We start from the raw sequence: 14,795 nt of genomic DNA on the forward strand, positions 1-14,795 counted from the left end.
TTCGCGTTCATTCTGCAAGCAGAATGTTTACTCACTCGTTGTTCAGTTTTCAAAGATCAAACTTGTTTTCGTTACCGAGCGTTGTTCTCCTCAGCAACTTTTATATCATAACACTTCCGAACCAACTTAGCAAGCTCTTTTTTTAAGTTTCTTTCGAAGCTTATATGTTTTGCCTGCGGCACTTTGTTTCTCGTGTTTTTTTGGCCGGAAATAGAATATATCATATACACAACACAATTACTACTTGTAAAATATCCCATCTGAAAAATTATTATATATTTGATTCAATCTCTTCATAATCTCTTTTTCCAATGGCAATATCCTCTTACTATATCCTATATACACTCACCGGTCTAATCTATCTCAATAATAGGTTGTGAATAGACTCATTCAACATCATTACATTCGTTCTATAAGATAAGAAACATAATACATCTTCTCAATAACACTGCTATCTATTATGTCGGTATCAAATCTAATAATTAAACTCCGTAAGCTGTGGGCTTATATAGATTCTTCTTTTCACTTTTTATACCATTATAAGTCTCTGAACCTGCCCATCACTATCGTGTCGTAATACTGTCCATCCGCATGTCTACGATCCTTTTTCAAAATACCTTCGATCTCAAAGCCACTCTTTTGGTATAACTCGATTGCCTTTTCATTGGATGCCAGCACGTTCAACGTCATCTTCTCTACACCAGTCTGGTCTGCCCATTCTATCGACTTCTCTAACAAGTTCTTGCCAATCCCATGCCCCCAGAACTCTCGGGCTACACACACGCCGAACTCAACTCTATGGCAAAAGCGCTTCAGCACTGTACCTTCACATCGGGAGTATCCCACAATCTCACCCGCTACTACAGCAACAAGGAACAGATTCCGTGACTTCTCACTGTCCAAATGGATGATCCTCCTAAACCCGGTTGCGTCGATATACGCCTCGCCCTCTTCACGATCCATGTTCTCGGTTTCCCCATCGATTTGTACACGTAGTGAAGACAAGGTCTCAGCATCCTTTTCCTCTGCCGATCTAATGGAGTAAGATAAGCCTTTAATGTAATATTCCTGCTGATCGATCATCATAAGAACCATACCTCCTCTTCCACTTTATTTAATTACTGTACCTGTATCGCTCTACCCCACCTCAGACGGACTCTTGCCCGTAAGCATTTTGAACACCTGGCTAAAATACGTTGCATTACGGAACCCCGTCATCTCGCTCACCTCATATACCATGTAATGTCCCGACTGCAACAGTTCCAACGCTCGCTGAATCCGGTACCCGTTCAAATAACTGACGAAATTCTCACCGGTCACCCTTTTAAAAAGTTGACTCAGATACTTCGGATGTACGAACAGCCCCTTGGCTATCGCTTCAAAACTAATCTCTTCGGCGTAATGAAGCTCTACATACTGTTTCACCTGCTCGATAAGTTTATTGCTTTTCTTCTCGCTCATCTCCTTACGTATCTGTTCCAGCCAGTCGCAGATAATACGATCCATCCACTTTACCAGATCATGCAAAGCATATTTCGATTGAATTTCACGCAAAAAATCACTCATCGCCAGCGGCGGCGTTGACATAGGATGAAGTCGGTTCCAGCTATGCATCAACGTGTCAAACAGACTGACCGCCACAACCTGTACATCCTGTATCCCAACACACTTCCCCTCTTTCAGCAAAAGGCAAATATGATGCCATACCTCTTCCGCCAAGTCAGGTCGAATATCCGCCCAAGCCTCGTTCCATTGACGAAGCAATAATGAATAATCGGTCACACTTGGTTCTGTTTCCTCTGATGTTTCATAGTGGTAGATACGACTTCCACCTTGAAACTCTGCTTTTTCCACCGCTTCCCTGCTCTCGAGATAGGAATCTATCACCTCACATGGGTGACTCTTGGATCTTCCGATTCCAGCACTCACTTCAATTTTCAGATACGTAAAGATCTGATCGATCATCCTCTCCACGAATGGCAGGCATTCTTCCAGATGATCTTTATCTCCTAATAGAAGCAACACAAATACCTGATCCGAATAATCAACAATCTCTACCTGACCATTCATGCGCGCCGCTTGCTCCTTCACCGTTTCCTGAATAATATCGGCCGCCCCATAGCGGAGAAGCTGCCAATCCCGTTCTTTCATTCGTGTCAAAAATACGGGGCGATTCAGTTGCAGGCTAATGGCGCGTGTCTGGGAGGACATATGAATGCCTATATAGTCCATGCGTTCTTTGGGCAGCTCGTCTGCCCGATATCGCGTAGTCAGCAGTTCGTGAAGAAATTGTTTGCGCAAATACGGAAGTACCCGTCCGACCTCCTGCTTGTACGTCTGCTCCAGTCGCTCATGCCGCTCTCGCACATCTTGTTCCAGTAACACCTCACGCAGCACAGACTCAATCTCCTCAACCTCTGCCGGCTTCAGCAAAAAGTGATTCACCCCCCAGCGCATGGCTGCCCGGGCGTTCTCGAATTCGTCATATCCACTAAGAATGATGATCGGCAAGTGGGGATGATCACGTCGCAACGTCTGTGTGATCTCAAGCCCGGTCATCCCCGGTAGATATACGTCAGTCATAACGACATCTGGATGCATGCGGTGAAACAGCTCCAGCGCATCCAAGCCATTGGAAGCAGTGCCTGCAATGCTGAGGCCCATAGAAGGCCAATCGATATGATCTGTTAATGCCTTTACAATATGAGGATCGTCATCAACAAGCATAATGGTCTTCATCATTTTTCACCGTCCAGCCATAGATTTAATTGCTCGTCGGTCTCAATACGCGGCAGCGTAATGGTCACTTCCACGCCACCTGACTCTCTATCACCCAGTTGAACGCCATACCTCCTCCCACAATAAAGCTGGATGCGCTGATGTACATTCCTTACACCGATGCCACACGTCTCTTCGAGTTTCCACCCCTCCGGCAACCCCCGCCCATTATCCGTGATACGAATGACGATATCCTCATGCGGGCCAACCTCTTCGTGCATATGCACCTGAATTCGAAGTGTGCCTTCTTCAGGGTGCCCGTGCATAACGGCATTTTCGATGAAGGGCTGCAAAATGATCTTGGGAATGTAACAACCGCGAATATGCGGATCGATCTGCTCCTGATATTGAATGGAGAACGGTAGCCGCTCTGACTGGATGTTAACGTAGCAACGGGCATGTTCCAACTCATCACGAACCCTTATAAACAATCTCCCTCCACTCAGCCCGATCCGTAACAGCTTACTGAGTTGTACAATCATGCGACTGATATCCTTGGCTTCGTAATCAAGTGCGCGCCAGTGGATCATGTCGAGGGTATTGTATAGAAAATGGGGTTTGATCTGGGCCTCAAGCAAGCCCGTCTGGGCTTCACGCTTGGCCCGGCTCTCATCCTTCACCTGTTCCATCAGCGTCGTGAGCTGTGAAGCCATGTGATTAAAGCCATAAGCCAAATGGGCATATTCCTCCGTAAACGAAAGTTGGACCCGGGTATCGAAGTCCCCTTTCTCCAGTTGTCTCATTCGCTTGATTAATTGTCGCAAAGGTCCGATGATCTGCCTTACAAACAGGTACGCCAGCACAGCCGAGCATAATAGTCCCAGCACGGCGATGCCGAGGATCTGCCAGCCTGCTTGTCTGAGCGGAGATAACAGTGTATATACCGGAATAGTCTGTACGAGGCGCCACTGAAGCATGGCTGGCCTGGAGTACAGCACCAATTGAGCACCTCCAGGTTGGCCGGAAACTACTTCGTACCCGTCTGCACCATGCTGTACATGTTCCTGAATCCATGCACTATCTATAATAGAAGAAGATGAATTTACAGCTTCACCCGTTTCCTGTACTGTACTAGCTTCATTTCTTCGATCCGCCCGTTCCTTCTCCCCTGTTGGATCAACTCTCCCCATCTGCATTACGACATTACCAGCCGTATCTACCAACAGGACTTTTCCATCAAGCACCATGGGTACATCAGCAAACCTGCGTACGATGTCCGCTCTACTCAGTCGAATGAGCACATAAGCAACCGTTCCACCACGACTGTCGAAAATCCGCTGGGCGTATCCGACCAGGGATTGGCCTGATTCGTTCTCACGCAGCGGAACCCAAGCCGCATCAGCCTTTTCCAGCGTAGCAAACCAAGAGTCGTGTGCGATGGTGTCCACCGGAAATATGCGATCAGCCATAGTCACTGTCACTTCATTAAAGGCATCCGTATACAGTTCAATGGAAGTGATGCCTTCACTCACGACCATGGTATGATCCAGAATTCGAGAGACCTCTCTCCGCTGGTGAATCTGTGCAAGCCTGCCTGTATCAGCCGTTTCGAGCAGACTGGACAGTTCCCGATTGCTAGCCAAAGCATAAGCGGTTCCGGTTACCCCTGTGATGAAATCAAATCCCCGACGTGTGCTTTCGTTCAGAAGAGCCAGGCGTGCTTTGCTAATCTCGGCAAAGGTGACTGCTGAGAAAGACTGATATGCTAGCCAGACAACAACCGAGACAAGCAACAGGTTAAACGCAATAAAGCAAGTCACCATCAACGTGGAGAGCTTGCTTTGTTGCAGCTTTTGATTAATGAATGAAGACCATCTTCCTTTCCTCATGGAAAAATCAACTCGTTTCGTCTTGGAATTACCCTTTGAGCCCAGAGGTCGCGATTCCTTCCACGAAGTACTTTTGACACACGATAAATACGATAAAACATGGCACCAGCGACAACACCGACATGGCAAACATCGGGCCCCAATCGGATTGAGAGCTGGAATCAAGGAACAGGCGCAGACCCAGCGGCACAGTGTATTTGCTAACGTCACTCAGGTAGATCAACTGACTGAAGAAGTCGTCCCATGTCCACAAGAATGTAAAGATCATCGTAGTGACCAATGCTGGGAAAGCCAGTGGTATGATGATTTTGGTGTATATTTTCACAGGACCGCATCCATCAATGGTAGCCGCCTCATCCAGCTCTTTGGGCAATCCCCGGAAGAACTGTACCATGAGAAAAATGAAGAATGCGTCGGTCGCCAGCCATTTTGGCACGACGAGAGGCAGATACGTATTCACCCACTCCAGGTGGTTGAAAAGGATATACTGCGGGATCAGCGTCACATGATGGGGCAGCATGATCGTCATAAGCATCAGTCCGAAGCAGATAGCTTTGAAACGAAAATTCAGTCGGGCGAAGGCATATGCCGCCATAGAGCAGGAGATGACATTGCCCAGTACGGCGCCAAGCGACAGGATGACAGAGTTGGTCAGAAAGCGGGAGAACGGGTTGCCCTGAATTCCCGCCCAGCCATTCATGTAATTTTCCCAATTCCATTCCTGTGGCCAAAACCAGGTCTCTGTAAAGATCATATGTCCCGGTTTGAATGAGCTGCCCAGCATCCAGAGGATCGGATAGAGCATGACAAAGGCGATGCCTGAGATCAACACATGTTTGCTGACGACCCATGCTGTAGAGTTCCGTTGTCCAATCATGATTTCCCACCATCCTCATAGTGCACCCACAGCTTGCTACTGCGGAATACGAGCAATGTAAATACGCCAATCAGGATGACCAGCACCCAGGCCATCGCAGAAGCATAGCCCATCTGAAAGAATGAAAATCCTTTTTTGTACAGATACAGAGAGTACATTAGGGTTGAGTTCACTGGCCCTCCGCTACCATTACTGATAACAAAAGCCTGCGTGAACGATTGAAAGGATGTAATCAGCTGCATGACAAGATTGAAGAAGATAACGGGTGACAGAATCGGCAACGTTATATAGAAGAATCTCCGCAGGGGACCTGCACCATCTACCGCTGAGGCTTCATCATATTCGGGTGGAATCTGCTTCAGGCCTGCTAGGAAAATAATCATCGACGATCCGAACTGCCACACGGATAACAGCACGATGGAGTACAGAGCATATTTCGGATTCGCTACCCAATCGGGCGCTTTAATGCCTACCATGGCAAGAACACTATTGAGTAGCCCGTCCCCACCCAGCATTTTACGCCACAACATCGCAATCGCCACGCTACCTCCAAGCAATGTCGGGATGTAATACACTGTCCGATAAATACCTAATCCTCGAATCCCTTTGTTGAGCAACATCGCTACAAGCAGCGCAAAGATCAATTTGACCGGTACGGATACAGCGACATACGTGAAGGTGACTTTGAGCGACTGAGTGAACAGTTTATCCGATGTAAACATCGTGGTGTAGTTATCCAGACCGACCCAGGAAGGGGCGGCCAGGATACTGTAATCGGTGAACGAAATGTACAAGGATACCAACATTGGACCTAAGGTGAGAAATAACAATCCGACAAGCCATGGGGCGAGAAATAGAAGTGCGGCTCCATTATGCGCATATCTCCGTTTTACCCGCCGGGTAGCTACACGCTCGATTCGGGCTTGACCGACCTGTGATGTCGTCATCTTCGCAACCTCCCCGCAGAATTAGAAGTGTGAGACAGTTTCAATCATTATTGACTCGATCCAAGCGTAGCCTTGGCTCCTTCAATAAACTGGGCAATGACATCTGGAGTATTGCCTTGACCGAAGGCGATCTGCTCGCTTGCGCTCTTGAAACTTGTGTCCACTTCAGCAAATCCTTGCGGGTATGGCGGGTCAATCTCGCTGGAGTTCTTCGATACAGTATCGATAAATTGGAAAATGGTTTGCTCCGCTTCCGGCAGCGTTGGCTGCATCTGTTCACGAATGCTGGAGTTAACCGGCACACCACGTTCAGAACCAAGAATAGCGGTTGCTTCCGGATCATTGACCATGAAATCAATGAACATTGCAACTTCCTTCGGATGTTTGGTTTTGCCATAACCGGAGAGGAACTGGCCTGGTTTCAGATATTCACCGATTTGCTTTTCACCTACACCATGCGGAAGCACTTGTATGCCAAGCTTATGATCCTGGTTTTTGTTCACCTGCTGGAATGTCAGCAATTGATTGGACCATGCAAAGTCCATGGCGGCTGTGCCCAGTGAGATCGGTCGTGTCTCCAACGCATTGGTTGTGGATGCCGTTATCTCCGCTGTAGTCACTCCACCATTCTCGCGTAGTGCGCTCCACATATCGAACCATTGTTGAAGCTCCTCGCTGGTAGCGGTCATTGTGCCACCATCAAACAATCCTTTTCCGGATTGCCGAATAAACACTTCAAACATGTTCGTTGTACCGGAAATGTCTGCCGATCCATAGAACCCCTCACCTTTGGCTGCGGCGATCTTGGTTGCAATATCCCCAAAATCCTTCCATGTCCAGCTCTCTTGCGGTTCTTCTATACCTAATTCCTGAAATACGGTGGCGTCATAGATGACACCTGGTGCGTTAACTCCGAGGGTAATCGCATATAATTTATCGTCAATCGAACCGGCTGTAATCATGCTCTGATCATGATCCTCTGTCCGCAGCTCTTTGCTCTCTGCAAACGGAGTCAGGTCAAGCAAGGCACCACGCCGGGCAAAGTCAGTCAAAAAGGCGTAATCCATCTGGATGATATCTGGTGCATTTGAACCGGCTACCTGTGTAGTCAACTTGTCAAAGTAACCGTCCCAACCGGAATATTCAGGTTTAATGGTGATTCCCGGATGTTTCTCTTCAAACAATTGGATCACTTTGGTCGTCAGATCATGTCTGGTCTGTGATCCCCACCAGGTCATGCGCAGTTCAATCTTGCCTGATGAATCTCCTTCACTTCCACTTGCTTCCCCAGAAGAAGATGTATCGGTGGCCCCTCCAGAACAGGCTGTAGCGAACAATAACAGGGACAGACAGAACAGGGTTACCCACTTTTTTGTAATCATCATAAATGAATTTCCTCCCCTTTTTGCATTTATGGAATCGCTTACAAAACCTATTGTATCGGTCTATTACTGTACATGACATAAACAAAAGTAAGCTTTCCTGTCAAAAAAGTAAGGAGTTACAGGAATCAAAAACCACCAGGAATGATATTCCCGGCGGTGATGATCCCGTCTCAAATATGATTACGGATATACAACCGTATTACGTGGAGCAGAAGACTGTTGTATAGAAACGATAGTATGAAAATCAGACCTCGGCGGTCTGTGAGGAATGTGAGACGGCAGGTGAAAACACCCTGTGTTCAGCCAGATGTTTCTTCATTTTTGCTACTTCAGTTCCTGCCAGCATCATAATGCCTATTCCGTGATTGTCATTGGTAACGGTACGCAAGTCCTGATCATAATACTCTGCCGTAAACGCATATCGTGATCCGCTACACACGCCATGCACACTCCCTTGACGATCAATGGCTTTGCAGATAAGTCCCTTCCAAGCCCGCTCGGCAGCTGTGACGTAAACTTCTGGGTCTTTGAACCAGCCAAAGCGTACACCTCTCGCAAAACCATAGGCAAACATCGCCGTGCAGGAGGCTTCTTCATACGTCTGCGGAACATTCAACACCTGATGCCACAACCCGCTTTCCCCTTGAAGCGCTGCGTACCCCTCACACAGCTCATTGAAGAAATCTATTAAGGCTGGGCGCTCGGGATGCTCTGTTGGCAAAGCTTCCAATACCTCTGTCAAGGAAAACAGTGTCCAGCCATTTCCCCGTCCCCATGGAATCTGCGTTGCCTGTCCGTATTTGAAATCATACACATGTGACATGATCTTGAACTCAGGCATAAACAGATACTTCCGATACAGTGAAAATTGTCTGGCGGCTTCATCCAATGCGGCTGAGTTGCCTGTCACCCGTGCATAACGAACGAGAAACGGCGTGCTCATATAGAGGTCATCTGCCCACATGGTATTCTCGGCATACTCCCCTACACATGTGCGATAAAATGCACCATCCTCCTGCCGTTCCAGGAGGGAAAGCATGAAATCTGCAATCCGTTCAGCAATCGGAAGAAACGTTGGTTCATGACACTCTGAATACGCTTCTAGCATGGCCGAACCAAAAGAACCACAGTTATCCAGCATTTTCAGCATGACCAATTGTTGATTGACTGCCGGGAAACCATACTGCTCCCGATCCCATAAGGAGTATTCATACATCTGGGTACATGCCTGCACATGCTCAGCCGCATAACGTGTAATGTCCGGTCTTTGCAAATAACGCCCCGTCCGTAATAGACCATATACAGTGACACCCAATGGATAATCCCAGCGACCATAATTGGTCACACTGCCCACTGTCCATTTGTTGCTTAACATCGCGTTCTCATAATAAGGTCTGATCCAAGCATCCGGTCGATCTAAGCGCCAATACGTCTGTTCTAGACCCGTTTGATACACTCGGTCCGTTCGAGTCAGATCCGCCAAGTCCGGTTCAACCTCCGACTCAAAAGGTCCGACATATAACCAAGACTCTCCATTAGCACCGTGCACACGCTGAGGAAGTTCCAGTGAAAGTGGCTTGCCCGACACGGATGCGTTCAAATTAAAATGCCACGGTCCCGCCGCCGTATCAATGCATTCACTTCGGACAAGCAGGTCACTCCGCCCAAAAGAGGCTGGTACATCCACCTCGAACGGACCTGCTTCCTTCACTTGCGCCACAGGCTTGCCGCTAATCCATATACTTAGAGAACCGGAAGATTGACCTGACAATCGCACTGCATTCCCGGTTGAATCGTTATTGTTCAGGTGGGTCCAAGCATAAGCATGCTTACCAGCAAGATTTCCGTATATTCGCTCGAAAGCTGGCTTGGTTTTATCTTCATCAGACCAGCCTGTCTCAGGCAGCCAGTTCAAGCTGACGTCTGATTCTTTTCCAAGCAGGTCCGGTTGTTTACTCGTGGCTGGGTTCGGTTGGGAGAACACCCACCCCGCTTGCCCCTGTCTCTCCTGAAATGGAGCATATACATTCAAAATGCGCACTTTTCCTTCATCTGACCCAAATTGGCAGCCAAATCCGGCAGGGGTGTTTTTCATCTCCAGCCAAATGGTGTTCCAACCAGGCTTGATATCGATGCTGAGCTTCACCGTTGCGTCTGGACTAATCTCATCCATTACGGTAGAGCGATAGACCAACTGCTCATTGAAATAGAAACGAACAGGCCCATAACAGCGGACCAACACGTCCAGATTCCGGTCCTCGTCCCCCCAAACCAATGCAGCTGCGTAGGATATATGGTCTTTAGGCGCATCAGGAAAGCGTTTACCTAAATTCAGATCATAAAGCCCTTTTTCATTTTGCAAAATACCAGACTTCTGGAATACCCGATATACAAAATCAGCCTGTGCATTGGCTCCAATATACCTCTCGGCCAGTACCTTCAACACCTGATCCTGATCTTCTCCAAATCGGTAATACATGCTCTGCGGTTCACTGAAATAGGTCGTCATCGATGGCACACACCCTTCTTCTGTTGAAATAAAGTCTTATATCATAGCATTCATACCGTCCACACTGGAGCACCAAACTAATATGCAGTAATAAAGTATAGCGCTTAACCTAGGTGGGTAATCCCCTTACCGGGAAATAGGTATGTCCCTTGGTTATCTTCTGAATACCGAATAATAATCCCAGTATAACTGACATGTTCGGTGGTGGCTACAGATTTTTGATTACGCTTACAAAAAATCAGAAGATTTGGTTTTTCCTTCGCCAATTACACCTTCATTGGGACATTAATTCAAAAAAACGGAAAATGTTACCGATATAGAAACTATATATGTTGAACTAATCATTTACACAGAAACGTAGAGGACAGAAAAAACTGAAAAAGCGAAGCGTTCGCCTAAAAGCTTTCTGAAAGAAAGCTGCATCGTAAGCATACGCTATCACCGGATTTTTCCCTTGAGAAAAGGGAATCAAAAAAATCTGGGGATAACAGCGATTGGAAGGTTATTCTGTCATCGGAGTGTACGTGTGAATATATCTTTAGTTCAACTTATATAGATTGAAAAATTCCACTTTTTGTATCGGGAAGGAAAGATGCACATTGAATACTCTTGAATCTCTGGTAAATGCTATGCCTTTTGTTAGCCAAATGTTTCGTGACGACATATCCATATCCATTAATGATCATGAGAAAGTATTGTATTTTTCCGAAGCAAAAAGTCTGGAGATTGGCGTGAAGGTTGGGGATGAGCTGCATGATGATTATAAACATTTCAAAATGCTGACTAACAGAGATTCCCGTACCGTGGCACGCATGCCTGGTGATCTGCAGGGCAGACCTTTTGATGCCATTCTAATCCCTATTAAAGAGAACGATCAGGTCGTGGGTATATTGGGTGTGAACTACGCACTGGATAGTCACATGACACTGGAAACGCTGATCCGTGAAAACGAAACAACCATTAATGCGCTCGTCGGCGGCATTCAGCAGATTGCTGCACATTCCGAAGAACTCTCCGCGACATCGGAAGAGATTCTGCGCAATTCCAAAAAAGCTTCAGAGAACTCGGTCAGTGTAAGTAAAGTAACAAACGTCATTCGTGAAGTATCGGAACAAACCAACCTGCTTGGACTCAACGCCATGATAGAGGCAGCCCGTGTGGGCGATCAGGGGGCCGGCTTCGGTGTGGTTGCCAGTGAAGTACGTAAGCTGTCAGATCATACGAAACAAGCAGCAGCTGATATCGAATCGTCCCTAGGCAGCGTGCAAGATTCCATGAAACATATGGAGCAGGAGATCGGTCAGATTACAACCGCAACAGTGGATCAGGCCAAGCTTGTTACCGAGTTCATGGAAAGTATCGAACAGCTTAGTGAGACAAGCGCGAATCTGAAAAAGTTTGTACATCAGATGCTGGCGCTCGAATAACAATAGAGTTCCACAACAGAAAGAACAAACGATATGAAATGTACATAACAAATGATTTAGAATGTGAAAAGCCTCCGGCCACTTCCCTTTGCAGGAAGTCAGCGGAGGCTTTGTTTCGTATTTGCGGTGATATCACCTTTACGATTTATGCTCACACGGCTGTTATATCTCTACAGCGACGCCAAAATGGTCAGACACGACCGGTCCATTTTTACCGTTCAAGACCACGGTGGAAGATTTAGCCCGAATCGGACGATTGGAGAAAATATAGTCGATCCGAAGATCGCGTTTGTTATCTGCCCAGCCGGCAATGGCCTTGACCACGGTTGCTCCTTCATCCTTTTGCAATGCTGTGGTGTACAGGTCATTCCAGCCTTTGTTCATCATATAATCATAGCCTTCATCACGCATTTCCGCGACATTATTGAAATCACCCATTATATATAACGGCTGGTCCATGTAGGGGGCAAGCTTGCTCTCCGTCAACTCCCACTGTCCCTTGAAAGGTTCCTGCGCATCATCCCACCAGTTATAGTGTCCGTTCACAAACCAGGTTGCTTCACCTTGGACAACCGTCTGGATTCCCACAATCTTGCGTGTACGATAGTTGTTATAATCCCGCATGTGGGACACGTATTCCCCAAAAGCCTGCTTAATCGGCGTCCGGCTAAGGATCGCCAGTCCTTCATCGTATTTTTGGAACCCGACATGCGCGGGAATCCACGTCCAGTAATATTGTTCTGTCAGCTGCTGAAGCAGGACGTAGGCATAGTTGTCTTTTTTAATCACAGCGTCGGATTCAGTAGCATAATACATCTTCAGTTCTTCTTCAGAAAGCGCCGCTTCCTGCATGGATTGGTTGACCTCCTGCATGGAGATCACATCGAATTGATGTGTATTAATAAAATCAGCCAGTTGACTGATCTTGTTCAGTTGATCCTCTTCCGCCCAGGCGTGTGTGTTTAACGTAAGTATTTTCATATGCTCTCTCCTGTTGTGTGTAGTATGGCCGTTTCCCCGGCCTGCATCGTTCCTGAAAGGAATACATACCATAAGCATACACAATATGGTGCATTCTTGCATTCCGTCCGCCAGCAGAACTGACGTGTTCATCCTGATTCCAGTTGGTCTAAATAACTTCAAATTCTTCATAACCCATGCACGGATTGGCTCATAACTGATATGATGGATACAACAAATTTACAACATCACGTCATAGACGTGGTGATTACTGAACCTATGTTTACCCCAGGAGATGGAATGATGAACATACCGAATAACATGAGGATGGATGATGCGCAGTGGCAACAGTTAATCAGGCAGGTTGCAGAGCATTTTAATAACCTGACGATCATGCGCGGATTTCAATATTATAAACAGAAACGTGTCGGACCATTAACCTATTCCGAACAACAAGGGATCTCGGCCGTTGTACAAGGATCGGAAGAGTACGAGGTCACACTAAGCATGCAATCCCTGACTACAAGTCATTGCACCTGCCCGGTGAGTTCCGTATGCAAACATATGACGGCTGTATTAATGAGTTATGCCGAGCAACTGGAGCGACCTGTGCATGCGATTGTGAATGCGCACTCCAGTACTGCACTCAAACAAACGACCAAACCCGTCGGGGCCATGTCCGCAGGAATATCCAGCTATGCAGATGCCGATGAACAACAGGATATGGACATTCCGGACAACCAATACAGCCAGATCAAGGAACGTGCAACAGAGCTTGCTGATCTCGAAATCTCGGAATGGCACGAGCTGTTCCACTCTTGTCTGAGACGGCTGGGGACTGGCACAGCAAGCACATCCTACGTGCAAGAAGCAACGGACGAGCTGTATGCCATTAAACCAAGGCTGTCCGCTGCGATGGACCAACTTTTTGAACTACATGTACAGCTGCACCTCATCCGATTCTGCGTGCCACCGGCCCGTAACTCCATCACGCATACCCCCGTGTACTTGAGCTACCCTGCCCAGCTCGCGGTGGATGCACTTCTGAAAGACATTGAGCGGATTTTTAACCACCCACTAGACCTCTCAGGTCTAAAGGGAAACAAGCTTGAACAACTTTGGAGCAGACTGGCCGAAACCTCAGCTTATTTACGCAAACAGATGATGCCTGAGACAGCCAGCATGATGTTCTTCACTCCGATCTATCGACAACTGTGGTTGAACTGGATCGTACCTGAGCTTCAAGGGTCGCGGGACATGTTAGTGTCGGAGCAGGCCATCCTAGATGATATAGAACGCAATATAACCGCCGCTTCGTCACCTTCCCAGTCAGGTGGGAGTGTCTTGGGTAGCGCTCAAAATAATGGAAGTAGTAGTGATAGACCAGGCAAAGCCGTAACACTGCCTTTACCACTCATACTCGCGCAGAGCTGGATGCACTTCCATCTGGGGCAAGATGATCAGGCATGGCAGCGACTCATCCATGGAAGCTCGGCCTACGGCTTCCCGCCAGAACAACTGTTGCATTTTCTCCATGTACTCGCAGATTCGACTGAATGGAAGCGACTTGGGGATTGGTTGGTACAACTTGGCCCCCTTCTGGCGAATCGGCGTAATACACCTTTGAATGATTACATGCATCTATGGGATACGGCCATTCAACATCTGCCCGATGCAGAGAACCGTATGTGGGACACGCTTGTCAGTATGCTTCCCCACTCCCGCCCCGCCTACGAGGATGCTATGCATTCGCGTGGACAGTGGCGCAGATGGATTGATTTTCAGCTGAGTACGGGAACGGAACCTCTCGAATTCCGCGTAGCGATGCTGCAACCAATCGAAAAAGATGCACCTGAGCTGCTGCTTCCCTTCTATCATCAGGCAGTGGAGCGTTATATCGGACACAAAAACAGGGACGGATACAAAGCAGCGGTGAAGCTGTTGAAACGTCTGTCCAAAATCTATAAAAAAATGAAGCAAGAAGCGCACTGGGAGCAATTCATCACCACACTCGCCGTTCGTAACAGTCGGCTGCGCGCCCTGCAGGAAGAGCTTCGGAAAGGTAAACTGATCTCATGAGCTT

10 protein-coding genes are annotated in these 14,795 nt (G+C 47.5%); 2 read left to right on the forward strand and 8 right to left on the reverse strand.

The window, feature by feature from the left end; translation table 11 throughout:
• Positions 1 to 537 precede the first annotated feature (537 nt).
• The 7 genes from C161_RS28885 to C161_RS28915 form a co-directional block, all read right to left on the reverse strand.
• Positions 538 to 1,086, reverse strand: a complete 549-nt coding sequence (locus C161_RS28885; RefSeq protein ID WP_036674635.1) for a GNAT family N-acetyltransferase — start codon at positions 1,084 to 1,086, stop codon at positions 538 to 540.
• A 51-nt stretch (positions 1,087 to 1,137) separates the two neighbouring features.
• Positions 1,138 to 2,742 (reverse strand): response regulator, encoded by a 1,605-nt coding sequence (locus C161_RS28890; protein WP_036674640.1) that lies wholly within the window; start codon positions 2,740 to 2,742, stop codon positions 1,138 to 1,140.
• Complete coding sequence (locus C161_RS28895) at positions 2,739 to 4,607, reverse strand: cache domain-containing sensor histidine kinase (protein ID WP_036674645.1); 1,869 nt, start codon at positions 4,605 to 4,607, stop codon at positions 2,739 to 2,741. Before C161_RS28895 ends, C161_RS28890 begins: the two co-directional genes overlap by 4 nt.
• A 28-nt stretch (positions 4,608 to 4,635) precedes the next feature.
• The gene (locus C161_RS28900) at positions 4,636 to 5,484 is read right to left on the reverse strand and encodes a carbohydrate ABC transporter permease (RefSeq protein WP_036674647.1); all 849 of its coding nucleotides are present in this window, start codon (positions 5,482 to 5,484) and stop codon (positions 4,636 to 4,638) included.
• Positions 5,481 to 6,431, reverse strand: a complete 951-nt coding sequence (locus C161_RS28905) for a carbohydrate ABC transporter permease (protein WP_051450025.1) — start codon at positions 6,429 to 6,431, stop codon at positions 5,481 to 5,483. The genes C161_RS28900 and C161_RS28905 overlap by 4 nt, the downstream gene beginning before the upstream one ends.
• Before the next feature lie 47 nt (positions 6,432 to 6,478).
• On the reverse strand, positions 6,479 to 7,816 hold the full coding sequence (locus C161_RS28910; protein ID WP_051450026.1) for an ABC transporter substrate-binding protein: 1,338 nt from the start codon (positions 7,814 to 7,816) through the stop codon (positions 6,479 to 6,481).
• Positions 7,817 to 8,060: 244 nt separating this feature from the next.
• A complete protein-coding gene (locus C161_RS28915; protein WP_051450027.1) occupies positions 8,061 to 10,325 on the reverse strand; it encodes a glycoside hydrolase family 88/105 protein in 2,265 nt (754 codons plus the stop codon).
• 647 nt (positions 10,326 to 10,972) lie between these two features.
• Here C161_RS28915 and C161_RS28920 point away from each other — a divergent pair.
• A complete protein-coding gene (locus tag C161_RS28920) occupies positions 10,973 to 11,752 on the forward strand; it encodes a methyl-accepting chemotaxis protein (RefSeq protein ID WP_235193977.1) in 780 nt (259 codons plus the stop codon).
• A gap of 162 nt (positions 11,753 to 11,914) precedes the next feature.
• On the opposite strand, the gene C161_RS28925 is transcribed toward C161_RS28920, so the two are convergent.
• Positions 11,915 to 12,733: an endonuclease/exonuclease/phosphatase family protein gene (locus C161_RS28925; protein ID WP_036674648.1), complete on the reverse strand. Its 819-nt coding sequence runs from the start codon at positions 12,731 to 12,733 to the stop codon at positions 11,915 to 11,917.
• Between the two features lie 279 nt (positions 12,734 to 13,012).
• Between C161_RS28925 and C161_RS28930 the strand changes: the two genes are divergently transcribed.
• Positions 13,013 to 14,791, forward strand: coding sequence for an SWIM zinc finger family protein (locus C161_RS28930; protein ID WP_036674649.1), 1,779 nt, complete (start codon positions 13,013 to 13,015; stop codon positions 14,789 to 14,791).
• The last annotated feature ends 4 nt before the right edge of the window (positions 14,792 to 14,795 follow it).

This window comes from Paenibacillus sp. FSL R5-192, from assembly GCF_000517845.1.
In the GTDB taxonomy this organism is placed as follows: Bacteria; Bacillota; Bacilli; order Paenibacillales; family Paenibacillaceae; genus Paenibacillus; species Paenibacillus amylolyticus.

Bases quoted from the DNA above. Each gene is read 5' to 3' on its own strand.
- C161_RS28905 (WP_051450025.1), bottom strand. From the start codon at position 6,431: ATGACGACATCACAGGTCGGTCAAGCCCGAATCGAGCGTGTAGCTACC.
- C161_RS28895 (WP_036674645.1), bottom strand. From the start codon at position 4,607: ATGAGGAAAGGAAGATGGTCTTCATTCATTAATCAAAAGCTGCAACAA.
- C161_RS28930 (WP_036674649.1), top strand. From the start codon at position 13,013: ATGATGAACATACCGAATAACATGAGGATGGATGATGCGCAGTGGCAA.
- C161_RS28920 (WP_235193977.1), top strand. From the start codon at position 10,973: ATGTTTCGTGACGACATATCCATATCCATTAATGATCATGAGAAAGTA.
- C161_RS28885 (WP_036674635.1), bottom strand. From the start codon at position 1,086: ATGATGATCGATCAGCAGGAATATTACATTAAAGGCTTATCTTACTCC.
- C161_RS28900 (WP_036674647.1), bottom strand. From the start codon at position 5,484: ATGATTGGACAACGGAACTCTACAGCATGGGTCGTCAGCAAACATGTG.
- C161_RS28925 (WP_036674648.1), bottom strand. From the start codon at position 12,733: ATGAAAATACTTACGTTAAACACACACGCCTGGGCGGAAGAGGATCAA.
- C161_RS28910 (WP_051450026.1), bottom strand. From the start codon at position 7,816: ATGATGATTACAAAAAAGTGGGTAACCCTGTTCTGTCTGTCCCTGTTA.
- C161_RS28915 (WP_051450027.1), bottom strand. From the start codon at position 10,325: ATGACGACCTATTTCAGTGAACCGCAGAGCATGTATTACCGATTTGGA.
- C161_RS28890 (WP_036674640.1), bottom strand. From the start codon at position 2,742: ATGATGAAGACCATTATGCTTGTTGATGACGATCCTCATATTGTAAAG.